Origin of the sequence: Pseudopontixanthobacter vadosimaris, assembly GCF_012979275.1 — a bacterium.
Lineage (GTDB): Bacteria > Pseudomonadota > Alphaproteobacteria > Sphingomonadales > Sphingomonadaceae > Pseudopontixanthobacter > Pseudopontixanthobacter vadosimaris.
On sequence record NZ_JABASZ010000042.1, the window covers coordinates 1 to 24,416 of the forward strand.

Sequence of the window (24,416 nt, forward strand, 5' to 3'; positions counted from 1 at the left end):
TCGCGCCCGAACTCGTCATCGGTCCCGATCACGATGCGGTCGGGTCGCTTGAAATCCGCAATGGCCGCACCTTCGCGCAGGAATTCGGGGTTGGAGACGACCGCAACCCGGTGGCCGCGCTCGCCCGACGCACCGCTTTCGGCGATGATCCGTTCCACCGCATCGCCGGTGCCGACCGGAACGGTGGATTTCGTGACGACGACGGTATCATTGCCGAGATGAGCACCGATCTCCTCGGCAACGCCGTGAACATAGGACAGATCGGCATGGCCGTCGCCCCGGCGGGCGGGGGTGCCAACCGCGATGAACACCGCATGTGCGCCCTCGATCCCGTCGGCAAGATCGGTGGTGAAGGACAGCCGCCCGGCTGCGACATTGGCCGCGACCAGCGCATCGAGCCCGGGTTCGTAGATCGGCATCACGCCCTGGTGCAGGCGGTCGATCTTGCTCTGGTCCTTGTCGATGCAGACGACATCATGGCCGAAATCTGCGAAACATGCCCCCGAGACCAGGCCGACATAGCCCGATCCTACCATCGCGATCTTCATTAACGGGAACTCCTGCTTTCAATACGAATATCGCCGTCATTCTCGACGGCCTGAATGTAGCGCCGGCTTGTCCCCTCCAGAACCACCGCCGTCAAGCGACCGGTGCGAAAGGCGCCGGTGTCCAGACCGATCCGGTTGCTGCGCTCATCGACATCCTCGCTGATCGAATGACCGTGAACGATCATGTGGGAATGCGCCGCCCCGTGGCGCAGGAACCGTTCCCGAATCCATAACATGTCGCGGCGTTTCTGATCTTCCAGCGGCACGGCGGGGTCGATGCCGGCGTGAACGAACAGATAATCGCCCGCGATCATATATTCATCGAAGCTTTCGAGAAATTCACGATCCTCTCGCGGCACGGCGGCACGCATGATTTCCTGCAGATCGTGCAATTCGGCATTGTTATATTCCAGCCTGTCGATGCCGTAGCTCAGGATGGTCTCGCGCCCGCCATGTCTCAGGAAATGGCGCAGCACCTCCGCATCCTCGAAGCTTTCGAGGAACATCTCCTCGTGATTGCCGGCAAGCAGGCGAACCTCGCGGCGTTCGTGCAATCTTCGGGCGAGCGCGATGACCCCGGCGCTGTCGGGACCGCGATCGACCAGATCGCCCAGCAGGACGATGGTCGTTCTGGCTTCGGCGGAGGCGGCATCGTCGGCCTCCATCGCCTCGACAAGGGCCGAAAACAAGTCGAGCCGTCCGTGGATATCTCCCACGACATAATAACGCTCGCCATCGGGTACGGCATGGGCGGGGGCGGCGCGGCGACCGCGAAACATCTGGCGAAGAGGTTCGAGCATGAAATCCGGTTCGTTTCCTTCGTGAGCGCGAATGGCCAGTGCCTGACATGGGGCAATCCACCGCGAAGTTGCGATAGGCGAGGCTTTCTGGCCCGACCCTGAATAAGCGCGGGACAGGCGATCGAATAAGCGCGGGACAGGCGATCGGCACCAGGAAACGCCAAATTCCTGCCAATTCTCGCAATTGCGCAATATGTCTTGTGCATTGCAACAAAGGGCGGCATGATTGTTGCGCAACCGGACAGGTCGCCCATTCGAACGAGGCCGTCGCCGAACAGCAGGTAGGACGAAAGCGACACTTCACCAAGGAAAATTGTCATGCTCACGCCCGGAACGATGTCTGCCGTTCTTACAGCAGCGGGTACGCTCGCTCTCTGCAGCCCTGCTTCGGCGCAAGGATCGCAGGACCAGGACGTGCCGCTTGCAACCGGCAACGATCTGACCGCCCCGCCTTCCGAAATCGAACTTTCCGCCAATGTGGCCCTCGTCAGCGATTATCGCTTCCGCGGCGTTTCATTCTCGGGTGGCGACCCGGCCATCCAGGGAGGTTTCGACCTGGCGCATCAGGGCGGCTTCTATGCGGGCGCCTGGGCTTCCAGCATGGACGGCAGCGAAGCTATGGGTGAGATGGAGCTTGACCTGTATGCAGGGTACAGCGCCGGCGTCGGCAATGGCCTGACCATTGATGCCGGCCTGCTGTATTATGTTTATCCGACCGGAGACGGCAGCGCGGATACGGACTATTTCGAACCCTATGCTTCCATCAGCTTCCTGATCGGCCCGGCAGAGGCGAAAGCCGGTGTCGCTTATGCTTGGGAGCAGGACTCGCTCGGCGGGCGCGACAATCTCTACCTCTATACCGATGCTTCTGTCGGCATACCGACGACGCCGGTAAGTGTTTCGGCCCATCTCGGCTATACCGACGGGTCGCTTGCGCCCGCGATCATCGCCGGCGGCACCGACGACACCGGCTTCGATTATTCGGTCGGGGCAAGTGTCGTGGTGCTGGGCGGCATGGAGCTTGGCCTCACCTATGTCGGAGTCGATGGTCCGACCATCGATGGACTTACCGACGATACGCTCGTCGCCTCGGTCGGCTTCAGCTTCTGAACGGGCCGGAACTGGCGATTGCCATGACGGGGTCTGCACCGCAAATGCTGCGGACCCCATTTGATGCGCAAGGCGGGTTCCGCATGACTAGATTTCTCCACGTGATGATCCGCGTTTCCGATCCCGACGGAATTCGCATTGCGTGGGATCAGCCTGTGCGATAGGCGCGACTGAGCTATGGTCGGGGCCGGGCACGAGTGAGCCTGCGGGTCGGGGGGCGCAAGTGTCGTTGTTGGGTTTCGCGCCATGGGAATGGCTCGCGCTGGTTGAGCACGAATTGCTGCTGTTCGCCGGTATCATCTTCCTGCTCGGCGCGCTCGACGAATTCGCTGTCGATCTGATCTGGATCTGGCTGAAGCTGACGGGCAGGGCAAAGGTGCCGCGCCTGACCGAGCAGGATGCTGCGGCCCCGTTGCACGGCCGTGCAGCGGTTTTCATCCCGACATGGCAGGAAGCCCGCGTCATCGGCACCACGGTCGCTCATGCGCTTGCTGCCTGGCCGCAAACGGGCTGGACGCTGTATATCGGTTGCTATCGCAACGACCCGGCAACGGTCGAGGCTATCAAAGCGGCTTCACGCGGCAACCCGCGCCTGCGGATCGTCATCCTCGACAAGGACGGGCCGAGCACCAAGGCCGATTGCCTCAATCGGCTGTATGGCGCAATGGAGGTCGACGAGGCCCGCTTCGGAACAAGATTCCAGATGGTGGTGCTGCACGATGCCGAGGATATGGTCGATCCGGCGGCGCTGTCGATCCTCGACGCTGCCATCTGCGGCGAAGGGCATTCAGGCGGCGCGGATTTCGTGCAATTGCCGGTCCTGCCCATCCCGCATCCCGGGTCGCCCTGGATATCGGGCCATTATTGCGAAGAATTCGCCGAAGCGCATGGCAAGGGCCTCGTCGTGCGCGATGCCATTTCCGCCGGGATTCCTGCCGCGGGGGTCGGCTGTGCGATTGCCCGTCCCATCCTGGCGCAACTGGCGGAGCGGCAGATTTCGCATCTCCCCTTCGCGGCCGATTGCCTGACAGAGGACTACGAACTAGGCCTCAACGTCACCGCTCTGGGCGCACGCGGAAGATTCCTCCGGCTGCGTCATGCTGATGGCAGGCTGGTCGCCACCAGAGCGTTCTTCCCCTCCCGAATCGATCAATCGGTGCGTCAGAAGACCCGCTGGATCCATGGCATCGCCTTGCAGAGCTGGGACCGGCTCGGCTGGTCCAATCAGCAAGGTCGCGTCGGGCTTGCGGAAATCTGGATGCGCCTGCGTGACCGGCGCGGCCCGCTGACGGCGCTGGTTCTGGCAATGGCCTATCTGTTGCTTGTCCTGACGGGACTTGGGTGGGGCGCTGCACAATTGGGTTACGGGCAGACGCTGCCCCTCTCGCCTGCTATGGAACTGCTGCTGATCGCCAATTTAGTCGGTTTCGGCTGGCGGATCCTGTGGCGCTTCGGGTTTACGTTTAGGGAATACGGCGCAGTGCAGGCCACCATGGCGGTATTCCGCATCCCTGTCGCCAATATCATCGCGATCATGGCCGGCCGGCGAGCGGTCATGGCTTATCTGCACACCTTGCGCGGCAAGGCGATCCGCTGGGACAAGACATCGCATGACGCGCATCCGGCATGGATCGTCAGCCGGAAGCCGAAGCCGCCCCGGTCCAGCGCACTGTGAAAATGTCGCCCGTTCCGACGAGGCCGATGGCAAGGCGCTGGCGCGGCGAGCCGATCGTCATGCTGGTGCTGCTGCTTGCGGTCTGGGCCGGTCTGCGCAGCGCCTTTTGGGAAAATCCCTTTGCCATGTCGCAATCCCCGGTGGAGTGGCTGGTGCCGGAGCTTGGCCTGACCGGAGGCCTTGGTGCGGATACATTTACCGGATGGCGGAGCGCTGCGAATGAGGCGCGATCCGGCATCACGCAAGGCGCGGCAGAAAACCCGCAGACGAACCCGGATCGGATACTCGCTTCTACGCCTTTTAGAAGTGCCACCTTTCCATCCGCTACGCAGCCGGTCGCACTGGATGATGTCGGAATGGGAGGCGGTGCGATGGTCTTGGGCATCTGGCCGGCAGCACCGTATCAGGCGCAGCCGACCCGATCTCCGGCCAAGCCACCGGCCAAGCCGCCCGTCACGCCGCCCACCCGTCCGCAGCAGGATCTCATGGCGGCAGCAGCGCCGAAACGCGATGTGTGGACAGGAGACGCATGGCTGTTTCTGCGTCCCGATGCGACCAACCGCGCCGAGGCGAGCGGGGGCCTGGCAACCTATGGGGCGAGCCAGGCCGGAGCAGTGCTGCGTTACCATATCGCGCAGGAATCGCCGCTGGCGCCAACCGCCTATCTTCGCGCCAGCAGCAGCCTGGCCGCCGCCGAGCAGGCCGAACTGGCTCTCGGCATATCGGCACGGCCGGCGCGGCGTCTGCCGGTCACGCTCCATACGGAGATGCGTATCGCCGAAATTGGCAATGGAAGCGAGTTGCGGCCCGCCGTCTTTGCTGTGGCGGCTCCTCCGGTCGCCCGATTACCCGCGCGCACCGAAGCGCGGTTCTATGGACAGGCGGGGTATGTCGCCGGATCTTTCGCAACGCCGTTCGTCGATGGACAGGCGAGGATCGATCGTGAGGTCGCCCGTTACGACGCGGAAGCAGGCCCCGCGTCCTCTGCCCGGCCGCTTCGCCTGCGCGCCGGTGCCGGTGTGTGGGGCGGCGCGCAGCGCGGCGCTGCACGGGCCGATTTCGGTCCCACGGCCACGGCGCAATTCAACATCGGACAGCTGCCTGTCACCGCCGCGATGGATTACCGTTTCCGCATCGCTGGCGAAGCGCAACCCGCCTCGGGCGCGGCGTTGACGCTGGCGACGAATTTCTGATCCGGTGGATTACCCGCTGCTTTCCCGACCGGCCCGCGTGGGCTAGGCGGAGGGGGTCATGGACGTCTATCTTCCCATTGCCAATCTGTCGGTCAATGGTCTGCTGATCGTTGCGCTTGGCGGGCTGACCGGCATTCTGTCCGGGCTGTTCGGCGTGGGCGGCGGATTTCTGACGACTCCGCTGATGATCTTCTACGGCATTCCACCCACCGTCGCCGCGGCATCGGCGGCAACGCAGGTCACGGGCGCCAGCGTTTCGGGCGTTTTCGCGCATCGCCAGCGGGGCGGCGTCGATTACCGCATGGGCGGGGTCATGGTGGTGGGCGGCATGATCGGTTCGGGGCTGGGCGCCTTGCTGTTCCGTTTCCTCGCCTCGGTCGGGCAGATCGATACCGTCATCAACATACTCTACGTGCTGCTGCTGGGCTCCATCGGCGGGCTGATGATGCGCGAGGCATGGGCCAGCATCCGCCAGTCGCGAAAAGGCGTGCCGCCGCCAGCGCGAAAGCGCCGGCATCATCCGCTCATTTCCGCGCTGCCGATGCGCTGGCGGTTCTACAAGTCCGGCCTCTACATCTCGCCGCTTGCGCCGCTGATCCTGGGAGTGCTGGTGGGCATGCTGACCATGCTGATGGGGGTCGGCGGCGGGTTCATCCTGGTGCCGGCGATGCTCTACATCCTGGGCATGAGCGCGGGCGTTGTCGTCGGAACGTCGCTGTTCCAGATCCTGTTCGTGACGATCACCACGACCATGATGCATGCGCTGACCACGCAGGCGGTGGATATCGTGCTGGCGGCCCTGCTGCTGCTGGGATCGGTGTCGGGCGCGCAGATCGGCACCCGCCTGGCGGTCAAATTCAAGCCCGACCTGCTGCGGCTCGCCCTTGCCGCCATCGTGCTGCTTGTCGCCCTGCGGATGCTTTATGGGCTGGGCGTGAGGCCGGACGAGATCTATTCGGTCGCGCAATTGTGATGGCGCGGGTTTTCCTGATGTCAGCGGCTGTGCTGGCCTTTGCGGCACTGGTGGGCGCGCCGGCTGGAGGGCAGGAGCGCGACCCCATTCTCGTGCCGGCAGTGTCGCAGCAGGAAGTGCAGGTGCGGCAGGGTTTCACCGGGACCGAACTGCTCCTGTTCGGCGCGATCCTCGATCCGCGCGGCAGCCGCGCCGCCGATGGCTATGACATCGTCGTCGTGCTGAAAGGACCGGCAGAACCGATCCGCGTGCGGGAGAAGGAACGGGTGGGAGGCATCTGGATCAATTCCGAAAGTACCGCTTTTCGGTCCGCCCCGACCTATTTCGCCGTGGCCTCGTCGCGCCCGATCGACACGATCGTGGATGCCCGCACGGCCGCCATTTACGAACTCGGCCTCGATTTCATCCAACTGTCTCCCGGCGGGGCGATCGACCCCGAAGAACAGGCGCGTTTCACCTCCGGCCTGGTCGACCTGCGGCAGCGGCAGGGCCTCTACAAGCAGGACATGGACGGCGTCACCATCGAGGAAGGCGTCCTCTACAAGGCGCGCATATCGCTCCCCTCCAACGTGCTGACCGGCCTGTACACGGCAGAAACCTTCGCCATCACCGATGGCCGGGTGATCGCTTCCGCTGTTGCGGATGTCGACGTGCGGAAGGTGGGCTTCGAACGGTTCGTCGAGGTCTTCAGCCAGTCGCAAAGCCTGCTATACGGTCTTCTGGCGGTATGTCTTTCCGTGTTCATGGGCTGGCTTGCCGGGCGCCTGTTCGCGCTGGTCTGATCGTCTTCCGGTGGCCGGGCAGCGATTGACCGCTTCTTAACCGTCCGATGTCTAGTGAACTCCCGAAGCAAAGGGATATTTGGCGGCTATGAACGATCTGGCGACGAAGAACTTCACCGGCTCTGACGCTGCGGAAGAGGCAGAACAGATTGCGGCAGACCTGAGCGCGGAGAATGCGACCCAGCCGATCGGCATCGTTCTCGAGATCGCCGGTTCCGGCTCGCAGATCGCGCTCGATCTTGAACGGCTGAACCAGTGCATGGAAGATGCCGACCCCTCGATTGCGCTCGCCGGGCAGGTCGGGTCGCAGATCAAGATCCGGGTCGGCAACAGCTGGCTGCTCGCCAGCGTGCGCAACCAGCGGCAGGACCGGCGTGCCAGTGGCGGCATCATCGCCAATATCGATTTTCTGGGCGAAGGACAGGAAGAAAAGCTGACGGGCCGCATTCACGGGTTCCGCCGCGGGGTCACGCGCTATCCGGTTCCCGGCGCGCTTATCTTTCCCGCCACGACCGAGGATCTGAAGCAGATCTACGCCAGCGACGGGCGCTCCAATATCCAGATCGGCACGGTCTATCCGACCAGGGACATTCGCGCCGGGCTGTATATCGATGCCATGCTGGGCAAGCATTTCGCCCTGCTGGGCTCCACCGGCACCGGCAAGTCGACCAGCGCCGCGCTGATCCTGCATCGCATCTGCGAGGCTGCACCGCAGGGTCATATCGTGATGATCGACCCGCATGGCGAATATTCCGCCGCCTTCCGCAGCAACGGCCTGATCCTGGATGCCAGCAATCTGCAACTGCCGTATTGGTTGATGAATTTCGAGGAACATTGCGAGGTGCTGCTCTCCAGCAACGGCAACGAACGCCAGATCGACATGGACATCCTGGCCAAGTGCCTGCTGAAGGCGCGCAGCAAGAACCGCCTCGCCGAGGAAATGGGCAAGATCACCGTCGATTCCCCGATCCCCTATCTTCTGTCGGACCTCGGCAACGAGGTGCAGAACGAGATGGGCAAGCTGGACAAGTCCAATTCCAGCGCCCCGTACATGCGCATCAAGAACAAGCTGGACGAATTGAAGGCCGATCCGCGTTACCAGTTCATGTTCTCGGGCATGCTGGTGGGCGACACCATGGGCGATTTCATCAGCAAGGTGTTCCGCATGCCGAGCGACGGCAAGCCGATCTCCATCGTCGATGTGTCCGGCGTTCCGTCCGATATCACGGCGACGGTGGTGGCGGTCCTTGCCCGACTGACCTTCGATTTCGCCATTTGGGGCCGCGAGGAAAAGACCCGGCCCGTCCTGCTGGTATGCGAGGAGGCGCATCGCTACGTTCCGAACGAGAAGAACGCGGATAACAGTTCTGTCGGCAAGATCCTCAGCCGGATCGCGAAGGAAGGGCGCAAATACGGCATTTCACTGGGCCTGATCACCCAGCGGCCCTCGGACCTTGCCGAAGGCGTGCTGTCGCAATGCGGCACCATCATCTCGATGCGTCTCAACAACGATCGCGATCAGGCTTTCGTTAAAGCCGCCATGCCCGAAGGCGCGCGCGGTTTCCTCGATTCCATACCGGCGCTGCGAAACCGCGAATGCATCATCTGCGGCGAGGGCGTCGCCATTCCCATCCGGGTGAGTTTCGACAATCTGGACGAGATCAAGCGCCCGGCATCCGAAGACCCGAGCTTCACCGAATTGTGGCGCGAAACCGGCGGCGAGGAAGAGGCGGTCCAGCGCATCGTGCAGCGCTGGCGTTCGCAGGGCAAGTAGGGGCGGCAGACGCGTCTTTTTTCCACGACCGGGTGCGTTCAGGTGCCGCGTTCGTCCCCGAACAGATGGATGTGCAACCGGTCGCTCAGGCGGAAACCGTGCTGCAAGCACAGCGGCACCAGCCATTCCTCTCGCTGGCGAAGGGTGGCACTGTCGGTGCCTTCGGGCATCAGGAAGACCCTGTCCGGGGGGATATCGTGCTGCCGCACCAACGCTGCGGCTTCGGCTACATCGCCGGGCGTGGCAACGACGAATTTGAACCATGCGCGCGGGTCTGCTGCATAAAAGCGCAAGCGTTCCGGGATCAGAGCGAGTTGGGCGGGATTGCCGCTGTGCGACAGTTTGGGGCTGATATTATATTGCTCGATGTGGGCGTCGAGTGGCGGCGGCGCTCTTGTGGTGCCATTGCTTTCCACCTCCACGAACAGGCCCGGCAGACGGCTGCGTAGCAGGTCCAGCACGCGGATCAGGGCAGGGGCCTGCAACAAAGGTTCGCCGCCGGTGATGACGAGCCGCTGCTGGCCGAGGCTGGCGACGAGATTCGCCACCTCCGCTGCTTCCATCCGCATCTGGTTGGGAATGCGGGCGAAGGTCTCTCCGCCGCGATGCGGGTGGTCATCGCCGTCGAAATGCCAGGTATAGGCCGTGTCGCACCAGACGCAGGCCAGATTGCACCGCGACAGGCGCATGAAGGTGCAGGGCACGCCGGCAGACGGCCCTTCGCCTTGCACCGATGCGAAGATTTCCGCCTCGCCCGGCAGGGTAGTGGCGAGGACCAGGGTCATGGAAGCGATCGCATCGGAGCGGATCAGCCGAGACGAGCAAGGGCTGAACGCAGGCGGTCGGCTTCGCTGACGTGCTGTTCCATGTCCGCCTTCGCCTTTTCCACCGCTTCGGGCTTCGCCTTTTCTACAAACTTCGGGTTTTCAAGCCGTTTGGCCAGATTGCCGACTTCCTTTTCGGCATTTCGCAGCGCCTTGTTCAGGCGCGCCTTTTCCGCTGCAATGTCGATCACGCCTTCGAGCGGGATCACGAATACGTCCGAACCCGCCATGACCTGCATCGCCGGCCCCTCCGGCGCTGCAAGGACGTGGATTTCGGACAGCCGGGCGAGGCGTTCCAGCGCCGCCCGGTTTTCCGCCATGATTATACGGGCGAGATCACTCGGGGCGGCGACATACGCTTCCAGCTTCGCGCCGGGAGGGATGCCCAGCTCGTTCTTGGCAGCGCGAAGTGCACCCGTGAGGCCGATCAGCCAATCCACCTGACGCTTCGCTCCTGCATCGACCTGGGCCGCGGGTTCCGGCCATCTGGCGGTGATCAGCGGGTAATCGGCGCGTGTCCCCTGCTTCGACCACAGCTCTTCCGTGATGAAGGGCATGAAGGGATGCAGCATCACGTAGATCTGGTCGAGCACCCATCCGGCGACCTTGCGGGTTTCTTCGTCTATAGTGCTGCCTTGCGCCGGCTTGATCAATTCCAGGTACCAGTCGCAGAACCGGTCCCAGACGAAGTGATAAATGGTGTTCGCCGCCGCATCGAAGCGGAGTTCAGCCAGCGCCGCATCCAGCGCGGCCAGCGTGTCGACGACTTCGCCGATAATCCAGCGATTGATCGCGGATGTCGCCCTGGGGGCGGCGATCTGCTGGCTCGCCCCGATCCCGTGCGACTGGCAGAACCGGGTCGCATTCCACAGCTTGGTCGCGAAATTGCGATAGCCTTCGAGGCGGCTTTCATCCATCTTCACGTCGCGGCCCTGACTTTCCATCGCCGCCATGAAGAAGCGCAGGGCATCGGCACCAAACCGGTCGATCAGCCCCAGCGGATCGACGACATTGCCTTTCGATTTCGACATTTTCCGCCCGTCGGCGGCGCGCACCAGGCCGTGCAGATACAGCCGCTTCCAGGGCACTTCATCCATGAATTGCAGGCCCTGCATCGCCATGCGTGCATCCCAGAAGAACAGGATGTCAAAACCGGAGATCAGCAGATCGTTCGGATAGTGCTTCGCCAGCATGGCCGTTTCATCCGGCCAGCCAAGGGTTGCGAAAGGCCACAACGCGGACGAGAACCACGTATCGAGAACGTCGGGATCCTGCGTCAGGGAAACGCCTTCGCCCGCCTGCGCCTGTGCTTCCGCTTGCGACTCGGCAACGAAGACATTGCCATTTTCATCGAACCATGCCGGGATTTGGTGCCCCCACCATAATTGCCGGCTGACGCACCACGGCTGGATATTTTCCATCCAGTTGAAGAAGGTCTTTTCCCAGCTTTTCGGGATGATCTCGATACGCCCGTCGCGGACCGCCCGCATCGGCGCTTCGGCAAGGGCCTCCGCATCGACATACCATTGATCGGTCAGCCAAGGTTCGATCACCACGCCGCCCCGGTCCCCGAAGGGAGTGGCGATCACGCGATCCTCGGTGCGTTCGAGCAGGCCTGCATCGTCCATCATTTCCACGATGCGCTTGCGCGCCGCGAAGCGGTCCATGCCGATCAGTTCGTCCGGCACCAGCCGGTCCGCCGTCTGCACGACGTGGCCTTCCGCATCCAGCATGTTGAGCATGTCGGCAGCGGCGATGCCCGCGCGCTTGCCGACCTCGAAATCGTTGAAATCATGGCCCGGCGTGATCTTGACCGCACCCGACCCGAGTTCCGGATCGGCATGTTCGTCCGCGACGATCGGCACTTCGCGGCCCGTGATCGGCAGTCTCACCTTTGCCTTGTTCTTCAGCAATTCGGCATAGCGCGGATCGTCCGGGTGCACGGCCACGGCCATGTCCGCCAGCATCGTTTCAGGCCGCGTTGTCGCCACCGACACCTGCCCCGATCCATCGGCCAGCGGATAGGTGAAATGCCAGAACTGGCCGTTCACATCGCGCGTTTCGACTTCGAGGTCGGAAATCGCGGTCTTCAGCTTGGGATCCCAGTTTACCAGCCGCTTGTCGCGGTAGATCAGACCTTTCTCGTGCAGATCGACGAACACCTTGACCACGGCGCGGGTGAAATGCGGGTCCATTGTGAACTGCTCGCGGCTCCAGTCCATCGAACAGCCGAGCCGCCGCAGCTGGCGCGTGATGGTGCCGCCGCTCTCCGCCTTCCAGTCCCAGACCTTGGCAATGAATTCCTCGCGCGAATGATTGGTGCGCTTGTCGCCGCTCTTCTCCAGCTCGCGCTCCACCACCATCTGCGTGGCGATGCCCGCGTGGTCCATGCCCACGACCCACAACGTATCCTTTCCGCGCAGCCGTTCGTAGCGGACCATGATGTCCTGCAAAGTATTATCCAGCGCATGACCGATATGCAGCGATCCCGTCACGTTCGGCGGGGGATTTACAATGGTGAACGGCTCGGCATCCGCGCGGGCGGGCCGGAACAGGCCGTTTTCCTCCCAATGGGCATACCAGCGCGCCTCGATGGCAGCGGGGTCGAAGGTTGTGTCGAGCGGGGAAGCGGTGTCGTTCATGGCAGGAGTGCCTTTGCCAGCGCGATTGATTTGGCGCAACGGCTTGTCGGCGGCGCATTTTGCGGACATATCGCCTGAGAGATGCATAACGGGGCACGATATTCACTGGAAACCGGCAGCGGCGGGAGCCGTGAGGGGAGCGGCGCGCGGCTGGTCCTGACGGGACCTTATCTCGTCTCCACCATCGGCGGCGTGGACAGGAATCTGCGCTCGATCGGCGAGGATCTCTCCACCATCGATCTGTCCGGGGTGACGGAGATCGACACCGTAGGTGCCTATGTCGCCAGCAGCCTGGCGCAGAAACATGGTGCCGAGATCGTCGGGGCGGATGAACGCGCCACTCGCCTGGTGAATGCGGTAAGTGGCAGCGCTGGCGGCAAGGCCAATGTCCGGCCCGAACGGCCAACCACGCTGACCCGGGTGCCTGCGGCCGTGGGCGAGGGCGTGTTCGAATTCGCCGGCGGCGTCCGGGGGCTCGTCACCTTCATCGGCGCACTGATAGCGGGCATCGGCACGCTGATCGCCCATCCGCGCCGTTTTCGCGGCAAGGCGCTGGTGAGGCAGATGGAACTGGTCGGAGTGGCTTCGCTGCCCATCGTCGGGTTGATGAGCTTCCTGATCGGCATCGTGGTGGCGCAGCAGGGCGCTGTCCAGCTGCGGCAATTCGGTGCCGAGATCTACACGATCAACCTTACCGGCCGCCTGAACCTGCGTGAACTGGGCGTGTTGATGACCGCGATCATGGTCGCCGGCCGCTCCGGCAGTGCCTTCGCCGCGCAGATCGGGACGATGAGGCTGACAGAGGAGGTGGATGCGATGCGGACCATCGGCATCTCGCCGATGGAGGCATTGATCATCCCCCGTATCCTCGCGGCTTTCCTGATGATGCCGCTCCTCGGCTTCTATGCCGCGGTCATGGCGATCATCGGCGGTGCGTTCATCGCCGATCTGACGCTTGGCATCCCCTTCCTTACCTTTCTTGCAAGAGTGCAGGAAGTGGTGCCGATCTACGATCTGTGGGTCGGACTGGCGAAAGCGCCGGTCTTCGGCCTCATCGTCGGCATCGCGGGCTGCTATCAGGGCATGCAGGTAAAGGGCAATTCCGAACAGGTGGGCCTGCGCACCACCAAGGCCGTTGTGCAGGCGATCTTCATGGTCATTGTCCTCGATGCATTTTTCGCGGTCTTCTTCACCGAAGTGGGCTGGGCATGACGAAGCAGCACCTCGATTCCGCAGAAGAAGCTGGCGCTGCCGATACCGCGGACGGCAGTCTGCAGGCCGATGCTCCTCATGCCAGGTTCCGCGGCGAACATGCCATCATCGTGCGAGGGCTGACCAATCGCTTCGGCGAACAGGTGGTTCATGAAGATCTCGATCTGACGGTCAATCGGGGGGAGATCATCGGGATCGTTGGCGGTTCCGGAACCGGTAAATCGGTGCTGATGCGGTCGATCATCGGATTGCAATATCCGTCTGCCGGTGAAATCGATGTTCTGGGCCGGTCCATGACCGCCGCCGAGCCGGACGAGGAAGTGGGCGTTCGCAGCCGTTGGGGCGTGTTGTTCCAGGGCGGGGCGCTGTTCTCGACATTGACGGTCGGCGAAAATGTGGAAGTCCCCCTCAAGCAGTTCTATCCCGAGATCGAAACCGATCTGCGGCACGAGATCGCGCGTTACAAGGTCATGCTCTCGGGCCTGCCCGAAGAGGCGGTCGCCAAATTTCCCAACGAACTGTCGGGCGGGATGCGGAAGAGGGCTGGCCTGGCCCGTGCCCTCGCGCTGGACCCCGAACTCCTGTTCCTCGATGAACCGACGGCGGGGCTGGATCCCGTAGGCGCTGCCAAGTTCGACCGCCTGACGCGCGAATTGCAGGAAACGCTGGGTCTGACCGTGTTCCTCATCACGCATGATCTCGATACGCTTTATGAAATCTGCGACCGGGTGGCGGTGCTGGCCGACCGCAAGGTGATCGCGGTCGGCACCATCGACGAACTGCTTGCTCTCGACCATCCCTGGATCCAGGAATATTTCAACGGACCGCGCGGACGCGCCGCGCAATCCAGCCAGGAACGTGAAAAAGCCAGAATCGCCCGTTCCGGCGCTGAAACAGCCGCAATGGACAATCCCGCGCAAGCCGGGGCATAGGATAGATAATGGAAACACGGGCAAATCACGTTTGGGTCGGCGCCGTCACCCTCATCCTGCTGGCGCTGCTGGCACTGTTCATCGTCTGGCTGGCGCGGCTGGGGACGGCCGATCAGAAGGAATATGACATCTTCTTCAACCAGTCCGTGGCCGGTCTGGCGAACGGTTCGGAGGTGACTTTCGCCGGGGTTCCGATCGGACAGGTGAGCCAGATCCGTCTGTGGGAAGACGACCCCGCTTTCGTGCGCGTACGGATCAGGGTCGAACCCGATGCAGCCATTCTCGTCGGCACCACGGCCACGCTGCAAAGCTCCTTCACGGGCGTATCCACCATCCTGCTGGACGGTGCACGCCGCGATGCGCCGCCCATCACCTGTGAAACGACCGCATGCCCGGAAGGCGCGCCGGTCATTCCGCCAAAGGCAGGCGGCTTCGGCGAAATCATTGCAAACGCGCCGCTGCTGCTGGAACGCCTCGCTACGCTGACGGAACGTCTGACGATGCTGCTTTCGGACAGCAACCAGGGCGAGATTTCCGGTATCCTGCGCAATACGAACGAGATATCGCGGGCGCTTGCCGATACTGCGCCGCAGACGGAACGCACGCTGGCCGAATTGCAGGTCACGCTGCGCGAGGCGAGCAATGCGCTTGTCGGGTTCGAGCGGGTGACGGGATCGGCCGACAAGGTGCTGAACTCCACCGACCGGCTGCTCAACCAGGAAGGTGCCGCCCTTGCTGACGAGGTTCGCAAGACGCTGGCCACCGCAAACCAGGCCGCCGAAGCGCTCACCGCGACCCTGAAGGATGCGCAGCCTGCCGCGCAGCAATTGAGCCAGAGCACCATTCCGGCAGCGAATGCGACGCTCGAGGATTTGCGGGCGACCAGCCGCGCCTTGCGGCAGGTAACGGAAAAGATCGAGAATGAAGGCGTCACGTCGCTGATCGGCGGCGGGGATCTCCCCACCTACGATCCGGATGATTGACGGCCGCATGCTGCCAGCGAATGCTTTATACCGCCGGAACCCGGCAATGCCACGAACAGGACACGACGAATGATCCGTCACGCAAGAACATCGCTCATGGCAATCGCCGGATCTCTGGCACTGGCGGGGTGCATCAGTTTCGGGCCGGATGTGCCCGAAAGCCTGCTGACGCTGACGCCAGTTACCGTGGCGACCCCAGGGGCGATCAGCACCGGGACGGCGGAAAGTGCCATTGCGGTGAAGGAACCGACGGCCCCGCAGCGACTTGCGGTCAACCGCGTGCCGGTCCAGATCGACGACACGAATGTCGCTTATCTGGAAGATGCCACCTGGGTCGAACGTCCAGCGCGCCTGTTCCAGAACCTGCTGGCCGAAACCATCCGCCAGAGGTCGGGCCGGATCGTTGTCGATACCGAGGAATCGTCGATCATGCCGCAGGTTCTTCTTCGCGGCGCGATTCGGGAATTCGGCTATGATGCGCGAACGCAGACCGTCATGGTGCGATATGATGCCATCTGGGAGATCGAGGGCGAGGCGATCCAGACCCGGCGCTTCGAAAGTGTGGTTTCCGCCATCGCGCCCGAGGCTGCACCGGTCGGTGCGGCGCTGAATCTGGCGGCGAATGATGTGGCGACTCAGGTGGCCGACTGGATCCGGTAATCGTCGCCGCTGATTGCGTCCGATCGGCGGCCTAGCTGCGCAGCAGGCGCAGGAACCTGGCCGCCTGCAGGAACCCTGCGCGCCGGGACGCATCGCGCGCTTCGGCTTCCGGGTCGCGGCCCCACAGGCCGGCTTGCCAGTCGCTTTCAAGCTCCGCGGCTTGCCAGGCCGCTTCTGCTGGCACCTCGCCTTCGGCGACTGCGAGCGCAACCGTGAGCGAAGCCGCAAGGGAGGCAAGATTGTGCAGACCCGTCAGCGTGAACTCGTCCTGCTCTGACAGGCGCTTCTGTAAATGCGCCTTCGTTGCCGGGGCAAGTGCGCGGTGCACGATACCGGACACGCGCGGCATGGCAACGCCCTCGCGCTTCTCCAGCGCCGTGACCAGCGGTTCCCACACGCGTCGCTGTTCCGCAAACAGGGCGTCTTCGGGATCGGCGCGATAGATCAGCGTATCGGTTTCGGCAAAGGAAAGCACGGTCGCAACCGACTGCTCCGACACGGCGCGGACGATATCGATCGCGTGGTCGACCATGTCGCGCAAAGGAAAGGCGCGCGGGTCGATGTCCTCACCTTGGTCCCACCACTCCGCCGCCAGGGCTTCGGCCAGCGGCAATGCCGGGATCACCTGCGGATTTCCGGCTTGCGTACGCACCTCCCGCCCGTCCAGCACTACCTGCCAGCCGGCACCATTATCGGCAGCAGCGGGGATTACCCCGACCTTGCGGTAGAAACGCTTCATTCCTTCTTCCACCAGCGGGCGAGCAGGGCGGGGAACAGGAAGAACTCCATCGCGCCGAGTACGAAGAGCATATAGCCAAGCCCCTGGTCCACACGCAGCCTGCCCGCTATGATGACGATGCCGAGCACGACCATGACGATTCCGAACAGGCGCAGCGCCTGAAGTATCCAGAACCGGGCGACCGCCGGATCACGTGGTGCATCATGCATCGCGCAGCAACCTGCCCAGCATGTTCGCGTCGTCTGCCACGGCGATGGCCCCGGCTTCCCGCAGTTCCGCAGCTTCGTGATATCCCCACGCAACGCCGATTGCGCGGACCCCGGCATTCGCCGCCATCTCCATGTCGAAGGTGGTGTCGCCGATCATCGCCGTGGTGCTGAAATCCGTTGCCGCATCCGCCATGGCCGCGTGCAGCATTGCCGGATCGGGTTTGGACGGATGGCGATCGGCGGTCTGCAGCGAGATGAACCAGTCGCCCATGCCATGCACGTCGAGGCAGGAGGCGAGCCCGCGTTCGGATTTGCCGGTGGCAACGGCCACGGCCCAGCCATCGCGGCGCAAGCCCGCTACAAGGTCCCGTATGCCTGGGAACAGCGGCTCCTCCAGCTGTCCCGCCTGCCGGCTGCTGCGGAAAGCCTGCTTGTAGCCTTCCACCACTGCGACCTGGGTCTCCGCTGATGCATCCGGTGCAAGCAGCCTTATGGCACCGGGTAGGCTCAGTCCGACGATGCGGCGAACCCGGTGGTGATCGGGTAGCGGCAGGCCTGCGTCCGCAAAGGCCACGTCCATTGCGGCGCAGATGGCTGCCTGCCCGTCCACCAGGGTTCCGTCACAATCGAATACGGCCAGTTTGTGACCCATGCCTGTCTAACGCCCCTTGCCGCCGCCCGGCCGCGAAGGCTTACCGCCCGGACTGCCCGTGCGCCTGCCGCCATTGCTCTTCCCGTTCCCGGCAGGCTTGCCCCTTGCCGCTCCTGTTTTCGCCAGCGGCTTTCGCACCGGTGTCTTTCCCTCGGCCCGTCCGCGCCGTTCGCCTCGCCGCCCTTTCCGGATCTGCTTGGCATGCTGACGCGCGGCCTGCTTGCGTTCCGCCTTGCCCGGCGGGGGCGGCCCGGTTTCGGGCTGCGCGTCGCTGAGGCTGGGGTCGAAGCCCAGCTGTTCCATGCTGGCGGCAAAATGTTCCGGCAGATCGGCCACCGCGTCGATCATGTCGCCATCGGGATGGTCGATGATCAGCCGCCTTGCATGAAGATGCATCTTGCGGCTGATCGACCCGGTGAGGAAGGCATCCTGCCCGCCATATTTCCCGTCCCCGACGATGGGGTGGCCGATCGCCGCCATGTGGACGCGCAACTGGTGCGTGCGGCCGGTAAACGGTTCCAGTTCGACCCAGGCGGCACTGTTTCCCGCCCGTTCGACGATGCGGTAGCGGGTCTTGGCGCTCTGGCCGTTTTCCTCGTCCACATGCATCTTCTCGCCGCCGGTGCCGGGCTGCTTCGCCAGCTTCGCCTCGATGATGCCATTGGCCACGTCGGGAACGCCGACGACCAGCGCCCAATAGACCTTGCGGGCGGAACGGCCTGAAAACCGCTTCGAGAAGAAAGCGGCGCTGCCCGGCGTTCGCGCGATCAGGAGCACGCCGCTGGTATCCTTGTCCAGCCGGTGGACGAGGCGCGGGCGCGGGCCGTTCGGCCCGGCGAAGGCGTCCAGCAGCCCGTCGACATGGTGATGCGTGCCGGTGCCGCCCTGCGTGGCGAGACCCGGCGGCTTGTTCAGAAGGATGGCGGCGCGGTCCTGTTCGATCACCATCGCTTCCGCCGCGGCAATATCGGCGTCGGTCAACACGCGCCTGGGGGCAGCACCACCGGGCGGGGTATCGCCGCCGGGCGGCACCCGCAGCGTCTGACCCGATACGAGGCGATCGTCGACCTTTACCCGCTTGCCATCCACGCGGATCTGCCCGGTCCGCGCCCAGCGCGACACCATCGCGAAGGACACCTGCGGCAGATTGCGCTTGAACCAGCGGTCGACGCGAATATCGTCATCATCCCTGGCAATGCGGAATTGCCGCACGGTGTCGGCGGGTTCGATCCTGCTCATGCCATCATCCTTGTCCAAGCATTCTTGCCAGCGCCAGCCCGAGGTAGAGACCGGCAAGTCCCGCCACGATGCTGAACGCGGCATAGAACATGGCGAGAGCGGGCTGCCCGCGTTCCACCATTACCATCATCTCGAGACTGAAGGTCGAGAATGTCGTGAAACCGCCCAGCAATCCGACGCCGAGCAGCAGGCGGACCGGTTCGGCACCCACATTTGCCGAGTCACCACGGGCGAGCCAGCCGAACAGCAATCCCATGACGAGCGACCCCAGGACATTGACGGTCAGCGTCGCCCAGGGAAAAGAGGACGCAGCGGCGGGAGCATCCATGATCTTGCCGACCTGGTAGCGCAGGACGGCGCCGATCGCACCGCCAAGACCGACGTGAAGGCTGGCCGACAGGGGGCCGATGGATTGAGCGGAAGCGGACATGGTGCCTGCCCCTTACGCGCCATGGGGCCGCTTGCAAAGGCAGGGTTGCAATGGCGGGGCCGGGCCGCGACGCTTGCAAATCATGTCAAGAAAAGCTACACACGGCGCAGTTCCAGTCGGTCCGCACAGGATTCGGCGCGGTTCCCGTTGATGCGGGGACACGTATTTTCGTCTAGATATGGGCGCATTCCCGCATTTGGCGCGGGCTCTGCTGCCCTGCTGTAAGGTTTTGTAATTTATGCAGATCATGGTTCGCGATAACAATGTCGATCAAGCCCTCCGCGCGCTCAAGAAGAAGCTGCAGCGCGAAGGCGTCTATCGCGAAATGAAACTGCGCCGCCATTACGAAAAGCCCAGCGAAAAGCGCGCCCGTGAAAAGGCTGCTGCCGTTCGCCGTGCCCGCAAGCTGGAGCGCAAGCGGATGGAACGCGACGGCGTCAAGTAAGCTGGCGCGGTTCTGCGCTGCCCGTGCCCCTTCCGTCAGCGGTCCGACGCGTGATGGATGCCGCTGCGCCGCTGCGCCGCTGGTTTGGCAGACGGATCATGCGCAGTCAGACCGGGCATGTAGATTCGCTTTGAAACCTCGATTCGCTTGAAAGCCATGCAGTGATGAGCCATCAGGGCGCGGAAAATATTTTCGCGCCCTTTCGCTTGAGCATCTTATTTTCTTTTTGGGTCCACCCGTTCGTCGTCCGCCAGGGCCAATTTCAGGATAGATCATGACCGAAGTCACCCGCGTACCGATCCAGCCCGTCGACCGGGGAACGCTCCCCAAATTGTGGATCGCGGTCGTGCTGGCCGTTCTGCTGGCTGCGGGCGTCGCGTGGGCCACCGTGCCCGATGGCGTGGAAGTGACGACGATCGCTCCCGGCACCGGTCCCAGCCCGGCGGAAGACGATGTCGTGCTGGTGAATTACGTGGGCAAGCTGGCCAATGGCGAGATATTCGACCAGGCCGAACAGGCGCCGCTGCCGCTCGAGGGCATGATCCCCGGCTTCACCGAAGGCGCGCAGAAGATGCAGAAGGGCGGCACCTATCTGATCGAAATTCCCGCAGAACTGGGGTATGGCGAAGAAGAGAAGCTCGATCCCGCCAGCGGCGAAGTGCGTATTCCCGCGAACAGCACCCTCCTGTTCGAAGTCGAACTGATCGACTTCATCTCGCGCACCGATTTTGAACAGCGGATGCGCGCGATGGAACAGATGATGCAGATGCAGGGCAAGATGCCCGGGGGGATGCCAAGCGCTCCCGCCGGAGCGCCGCCCGTCGTGCCCCTGCCGCAGAACTGAACGCCGCAGAACTGAACGCCGCAGAACTGAACGCCGCAGAACTGAACCGGAAAATAGGCGGGAGACAGGCAAGTGAACAGTCGCCCCGACGAAGCGCCGTCCGACCCTGCAGCGTCCCGATCAATTACGCCTGAGCCCGCAGCTCCCACGGACGAGTTGCCAGCGTCAGCGGGTGCCGGGGTCGAAAACTGGCCAGCGCTGGAATGGGTACTGGCCGGACTCCTCGCGCTTGCCGGGTTTCTGGTCTGGGCGCTGACCGACAAGGCCGATGGAGCCGATGATGAGGCGTGGCGGCTTGCGTCTGCCGCATTCGTCGCCTTCGGTTCGCTGGCGGCAGCCTTCACGCTGCAACGCGGCCAGTGGCGCGAACCTGCAATCTTCGCTGTGCTGACCGGCGCCGTAATGGGCGGACTGGCCTGGCGGATCTCCGACCAGTCCGATGCGCTGGCAGGGGAAGCCTTCATCTTTACTGCCGGCCTGCTCTGCATCGGGCTGGCGTTGCCGCTCTTTCAGGCCGGATTTCACCGGAAGCGCCTGTCCACCTCCTACGCGCAAACCCATCATTTCGTCTGGACCGATGCGATCGGGGCCGCTGGCGCGCTGGCATTCACCGCCCTGACATGGCTGGTCCTGTTGCTGATCGGTCAATTATTCGCGCTTCTCGGCATCGATCTGATCGTCGATCTGATGCAGCGCGACTGGTTTGGGTGGACCCTGTCCGGCGCTGCCTTCGGCGCCGCGCTCGGCCGGTTGCGCGGCGAATCCCCGGTGCTTGGCACCTTGCAAGGCGTGGTGCTGCTGCTGTTCTCGCTGCTTGCGGTTCCGGTGGCCGTGGCTCTCGTCCTGTTCCTGGCTGCCATGCTGGTTTCGGGTCCGGGCGTGCTCTGGGCCGCCACCAGCAGCGCCACGCCCATCCTGCTGGCGCTGGCGGCGGGCAGCTTCATTCTCGTCAATGCGATCATCAGGGATGCCGACCATGCGATGCGTTCTTCGTGCGTGGTGCGATGGGCGGCCTTGCTGCTGGCGCTCTTTATTCTGCCGCTGACAATTTTCGCGGCGATTTCGTCAGGCATGCGGATCGCGCAGCACGGATTGACGCCGGAACGACTCTGGTCGCTCGTCGCCATTGCTGTCGGCGTCGCTTACGGTATCGCCTATGCCGCTGCATGGCCGCTCGCCCGCCTCTCTCGATTTGCAAGCTGGCGAGCCGCCATACGTCATGCAAATCTGGTGCTGGCCGCGGCGATCTGCGCGCTGGCCTTTTTGCTGTCGCTGCCGCTGATCGACTTCGGTGCCATTGCGGCAAGGCAGCAGGTTGCGCGATTGCAGGGTGGCGAGGTCACGCCCGGCGAGTTCGATTTCACCGCCTTGCGCTGGGATTTCGGCGACAGCGGAAGAGAAGCCCTGCAGCTTCTGGCGAACAGCAAGGCCGCCAGCGTGGCGAGTTCGGCAAAGGAAGCCCTGGCCCAGGTTGTCGAGCCTGCGCCCGCTTTCGACGGGGGTATCCGGCAGCAGGGTGAAATCATCATCACCGGGGTTGAGGACGCAGCTTTGCAGGACAGGGTTCGCCGGCAAATCAACGGCCAATTGCGCTATCATTGCGAGACGAAGTGCCGGGTGCAGGCCGTCGGGTCGTGGCCAGGGGGTGGCACGCATCTCGTGCTGGTAAGCACCTTCGGGATCACTCATCTGGTGGTCGGTCCGGGCGATCGCTTCCTCGTCCCGGAAATCGGCAACGGCTATTTGACCGGCGAACCGGCGCACCCCCCTGAAGCGGCCGAGCCGGGAAAAGCCGTCGCATTGCGCCCCTATGTCGGCCGGCAGATCTATCAGGATGGCAGGCCCCTCGGAGAACCCTTCGCCTATCCGCCGAAAACCCCGCTTGAAGCAGGCGGCGCCCCTCGCTAACGCGATTGCCATGTCCGTAGATAAATCTCAGGTCGCGAAGATCGCATCGCTGGCGCGGATCAGCATGGGCGATGCCGAGCTTGACCGCATGGTTCCCGAACTCAACAACATCCTCGACTGGGTGGAACAGCTTGGCGAGGTGGATACGGCGAATGTCGAGCCGATGACCGCCGTCATCGCCAATGCGCTGCGCCTTCGCGCCGATGTCGTCGATGCCGATCCGCTGACCGGCGGCAACATGCGTGAGAGGGTGCTGGCGAACGCTCCCGATGCCGAACACGGCTTCTTCGCCGTACCCAAGGTGATCGAATGACCGAACTTACCGAACTGGGCGTCGCACAGATCCGCGACGGCGTGCGCGGCGGCGACTTCACCGCTGCCGAGGTGGCCGATGCTTTCAACGAAGCGGTGGCGGGGGCAACCTCGCTGAACGCTTTCATCACCCCGACACCCGAGGTCGCCGCGCGTCATGCCGCGCTGGTCGATGTAGACCGCGCTGCCGGCAAGGATCTGGGCGCGATGGCCGGCGTACCGATCGGGATGAAGGATCTGTTCGCGACCCGCGGCGTGCGGACCACGGCGGCCAGCCACATCCTCGAAGGCTTCGTGCCCGAATATGAAAGCACCGTGTCGCACAATCTGTGGAGCGCCGGGGCGGGGATGCTGGGCAAGCTCAACCTCGACCAGTTCGCCATGGGGTCGAGCAACGAGACGAGCTTTTTCGGCAATGTCGTCAACCCCTGGCGGCGGAACGGCAGCGATGTGGCGCTGACGCCGGGCGGGTCGAGCGGCGGTTCCAGCGCCGCCGTCGCCGCGCGTCTTGTGCCCGCCGCTACCGGCACCGACACCGGCGGATCGATCCGCCAGCCCGCTGCTTTCGCCGGTATCTGCGGCATCAAGCCGACCTATGGGCGGTGCAGCCGCTGGGGAACGGTAGCATTCGCCTCCAGCCTCGACCAGGCGGGACCGATGGCGCGCGATGTGCGCGATTGCGCCATCATGCTGGGCGCGATGGCGGGCTTCGACGCCAAGGATTCCACCAGCCTCGACCTGCCCGTGCCCGATTGGGAGGGCACCCTTTCGGCCGATCTGAAGGGCAAGCGCGTCGGTATCCCCCGCGAATACCGGATGGAGGGCATGGATCCCGAGATCGAGGCGAGCTGGGAGCAGGGCAAGGCGATGCTCCGCGACGCCGGTGCCGAGATCGTCGACATCAGCCTGCCGCATACGAAACATGCGCTGCCCGCCTATTACATCATCGCCCCGGCAGAAGCCTCCAGCAATCTGGCCCGCTATGACGGCGTCCGCTACGGCTTGCGCGAATTGCCCGCAGGGGCGGGCCTGCAGGACATGTATGCCGCCACCCGCGCCGCCGGTTTCGGCGACGAGGTGAAGCGCCGGGTGCTGATCGGCACCTATGTGCTGAGCGCGGGATTCTATGACGCCTATTACACGCAGGCGCAGAAGGTACGGACGCTGATCGCGCGCGATTTTGCCGAGGCATGGGACCAGTGTGAAATAATCCTTGCACCCACGACTCCCAGCGCCGCCTTCCCGCTGGGCGAGAAGAGCGACGTTCCGCTGGCGATGTATCTGAACGACGTTTTCGCGGTGCCTGCCAGCCTGGCGGGCCTCCCTGCCATGAGCGTCCCTTGCGGGCTGAACGCGCAAGGGCTGCCGCTCGGTCTGCAGATCATCGGCAAGGAACTGGACGAACAGGGCGTGCTCGACGCTGGCCGCGCGATAGAGGCGCGGGCGGGCTTCACGGCGCAGCCCGAAAAATGGTGGGCGTGAACTGGGTGATATCCCGCGCCTTCCGCTGGAGATCATCCTCCTGGCCTT

24 protein-coding genes are annotated in these 24,416 nt (G+C 63.8%); 15 read left to right on the forward strand and 9 right to left on the reverse strand.

The features are described 5' to 3' along the window. Positions 1 to 548, reverse strand: a 548-nt coding sequence (locus tag HG250_RS11585; RefSeq protein WP_170005497.1) for a nucleotide sugar dehydrogenase, incomplete at its 3' end; no start/stop codon positions are given. Next, a complete protein-coding gene (locus tag HG250_RS11590; protein ID WP_170005498.1) occupies positions 548 to 1,348 on the reverse strand; it encodes a metallophosphoesterase family protein in 801 nt (266 codons plus the stop codon). The genes HG250_RS11585 and HG250_RS11590, both read right to left, overlap by 1 nt. A gap of 318 nt (positions 1,349 to 1,666) precedes the next feature. Between HG250_RS11590 and HG250_RS11595 the strand changes: the two genes are divergently transcribed. The 6 genes from HG250_RS11595 (at position 1,667) to HG250_RS11620 (ending at position 8,855) form a co-directional block, all read left to right on the forward strand. Beyond that, a complete protein-coding gene (locus HG250_RS11595) occupies positions 1,667 to 2,458 on the forward strand; it encodes a TorF family putative porin (RefSeq protein WP_170005499.1) in 792 nt (263 codons plus the stop codon). Between the two features lie 223 nt (positions 2,459 to 2,681). Then, positions 2,682 to 4,133 (forward strand): glycosyl transferase family protein, encoded by a 1,452-nt coding sequence (locus HG250_RS11600; protein WP_170005500.1) that lies wholly within the window; start codon positions 2,682 to 2,684, stop codon positions 4,131 to 4,133. Further along, entirely contained in the window at positions 4,085 to 5,326 is a 1,242-nt protein-coding gene (locus HG250_RS11605) for a hypothetical protein (protein WP_170005501.1), read from the forward strand. The genes HG250_RS11600 and HG250_RS11605 overlap by 49 nt, the downstream gene beginning before the upstream one ends. Before the next feature lie 58 nt (positions 5,327 to 5,384). Further along, a complete protein-coding gene (locus HG250_RS11610) occupies positions 5,385 to 6,299 on the forward strand; it encodes a sulfite exporter TauE/SafE family protein (RefSeq protein WP_170005502.1) in 915 nt (304 codons plus the stop codon). Positions 6,300 to 6,316: 17 nt separating this feature from the next. Continuing rightward, positions 6,317 to 7,081 (forward strand): TIGR02186 family protein, encoded by a 765-nt coding sequence (locus tag HG250_RS11615; protein WP_170005503.1) that lies wholly within the window; start codon positions 6,317 to 6,319, stop codon positions 7,079 to 7,081. An 88-nt stretch (positions 7,082 to 7,169) separates the two neighbouring features. Then, the gene (locus tag HG250_RS11620; RefSeq protein ID WP_170005504.1) at positions 7,170 to 8,855 is read left to right on the forward strand and encodes an ATP-binding protein; all 1,686 of its coding nucleotides are present in this window, start codon (positions 7,170 to 7,172) and stop codon (positions 8,853 to 8,855) included. A 38-nt stretch (positions 8,856 to 8,893) separates the two neighbouring features. Here HG250_RS11620 and HG250_RS11625 read toward each other — a convergent pair whose 3' ends face one another. Further along, positions 8,894 to 9,640 (reverse strand): 7-carboxy-7-deazaguanine synthase QueE, encoded by a 747-nt coding sequence (locus tag HG250_RS11625; RefSeq protein ID WP_170005505.1) that lies wholly within the window; start codon positions 9,638 to 9,640, stop codon positions 8,894 to 8,896. A gap of 23 nt (positions 9,641 to 9,663) precedes the next feature. Further along, on the reverse strand, positions 9,664 to 12,321 hold the full coding sequence (locus HG250_RS11630) for a valine--tRNA ligase (RefSeq protein ID WP_170005506.1): 2,658 nt from the start codon (positions 12,319 to 12,321) through the stop codon (positions 9,664 to 9,666). A gap of 81 nt (positions 12,322 to 12,402) precedes the next feature. On the opposite strand from HG250_RS11630, the gene HG250_RS11635 reads away from it, so the two are divergent. From HG250_RS11635 to HG250_RS11650, 4 genes are all read left to right on the forward strand, one after another. Then, positions 12,403 to 13,533: an MlaE family ABC transporter permease gene (locus tag HG250_RS11635; protein ID WP_170005507.1), complete on the forward strand. Its 1,131-nt coding sequence runs from the start codon at positions 12,403 to 12,405 to the stop codon at positions 13,531 to 13,533. Then, on the forward strand, positions 13,530 to 14,465 hold the full coding sequence (locus tag HG250_RS11640) for an ABC transporter ATP-binding protein (protein ID WP_170005508.1): 936 nt from the start codon (positions 13,530 to 13,532) through the stop codon (positions 14,463 to 14,465). The genes HG250_RS11635 and HG250_RS11640 overlap by 4 nt, the downstream gene beginning before the upstream one ends. Positions 14,466 to 14,473: 8 nt before the next feature. Further along, a complete protein-coding gene (locus HG250_RS11645) occupies positions 14,474 to 15,448 on the forward strand; it encodes an MlaD family protein (protein WP_170005509.1) in 975 nt (324 codons plus the stop codon). A gap of 69 nt (positions 15,449 to 15,517) precedes the next feature. Next, complete coding sequence (locus HG250_RS11650; RefSeq protein WP_170005510.1) at positions 15,518 to 16,108, forward strand: ABC-type transport auxiliary lipoprotein family protein; 591 nt, start codon at positions 15,518 to 15,520, stop codon at positions 16,106 to 16,108. A gap of 31 nt (positions 16,109 to 16,139) precedes the next feature. Here HG250_RS11650 and HG250_RS11655 read toward each other — a convergent pair whose 3' ends face one another. Genes HG250_RS11655 through crcB form a run of 5 tightly spaced genes read right to left on the reverse strand, consistent with a single transcriptional unit; the run spans position 16,140 to position 19,377 of the window. After that, positions 16,140 to 16,847, reverse strand: coding sequence for an ATP12 family protein (locus HG250_RS11655; protein ID WP_170005511.1), 708 nt, complete (start codon positions 16,845 to 16,847; stop codon positions 16,140 to 16,142). Next, positions 16,844 to 17,056 (reverse strand): hypothetical protein, encoded by a 213-nt coding sequence (locus tag HG250_RS11660; protein WP_170005512.1) that lies wholly within the window; start codon positions 17,054 to 17,056, stop codon positions 16,844 to 16,846. Before HG250_RS11660 ends, HG250_RS11655 begins: the two co-directional genes overlap by 4 nt. Further along, a complete protein-coding gene (locus tag HG250_RS11665) occupies positions 17,049 to 17,708 on the reverse strand; it encodes an HAD-IA family hydrolase (RefSeq protein WP_170005513.1) in 660 nt (219 codons plus the stop codon). Before HG250_RS11665 ends, HG250_RS11660 begins: the two co-directional genes overlap by 8 nt. A gap of 6 nt (positions 17,709 to 17,714) precedes the next feature. Beyond that, positions 17,715 to 18,947, reverse strand: a complete 1,233-nt coding sequence (locus tag HG250_RS11670) for an RluA family pseudouridine synthase (RefSeq protein ID WP_170005514.1) — start codon at positions 18,945 to 18,947, stop codon at positions 17,715 to 17,717. A gap of 4 nt (positions 18,948 to 18,951) precedes the next feature. After that, on the reverse strand, positions 18,952 to 19,377 hold the full coding sequence (gene crcB / locus HG250_RS11675) for a fluoride efflux transporter CrcB (RefSeq protein WP_170005515.1): 426 nt from the start codon (positions 19,375 to 19,377) through the stop codon (positions 18,952 to 18,954). 238 nt (positions 19,378 to 19,615) lie between these two features. Between crcB and rpsU the strand changes: the two genes are divergently transcribed. The 5 genes from rpsU (at position 19,616) to gatA (ending at position 24,368) form a co-directional block, all read left to right on the forward strand. Further along, positions 19,616 to 19,822 (forward strand): 30S ribosomal protein S21, encoded by a 207-nt coding sequence (rpsU, locus tag HG250_RS11680; protein ID WP_007011585.1) that lies wholly within the window; start codon positions 19,616 to 19,618, stop codon positions 19,820 to 19,822. A 274-nt stretch (positions 19,823 to 20,096) separates the two neighbouring features. Further along, the gene (locus HG250_RS11685) at positions 20,097 to 20,666 is read left to right on the forward strand and encodes an FKBP-type peptidyl-prolyl cis-trans isomerase (RefSeq protein WP_170005516.1); all 570 of its coding nucleotides are present in this window, start codon (positions 20,097 to 20,099) and stop codon (positions 20,664 to 20,666) included. 72 nt (positions 20,667 to 20,738) lie between these two features. Then, positions 20,739 to 22,574, forward strand: a complete 1,836-nt coding sequence (locus tag HG250_RS11690) for a DUF4153 domain-containing protein (RefSeq protein WP_170005517.1) — start codon at positions 20,739 to 20,741, stop codon at positions 22,572 to 22,574. Positions 22,575 to 22,584: 10 nt separating this feature from the next. After that, positions 22,585 to 22,887 (forward strand): Asp-tRNA(Asn)/Glu-tRNA(Gln) amidotransferase subunit GatC, encoded by a 303-nt coding sequence (gene gatC / locus HG250_RS11695; RefSeq protein ID WP_170005518.1) that lies wholly within the window; start codon positions 22,585 to 22,587, stop codon positions 22,885 to 22,887. Beyond that, positions 22,884 to 24,368, forward strand: a complete 1,485-nt coding sequence (gene gatA / locus HG250_RS11700) for an Asp-tRNA(Asn)/Glu-tRNA(Gln) amidotransferase subunit GatA (protein WP_170005519.1) — start codon at positions 22,884 to 22,886, stop codon at positions 24,366 to 24,368. The genes gatC and gatA overlap by 4 nt, the downstream gene beginning before the upstream one ends. Positions 24,369 to 24,416 lie beyond the last annotated feature (48 nt).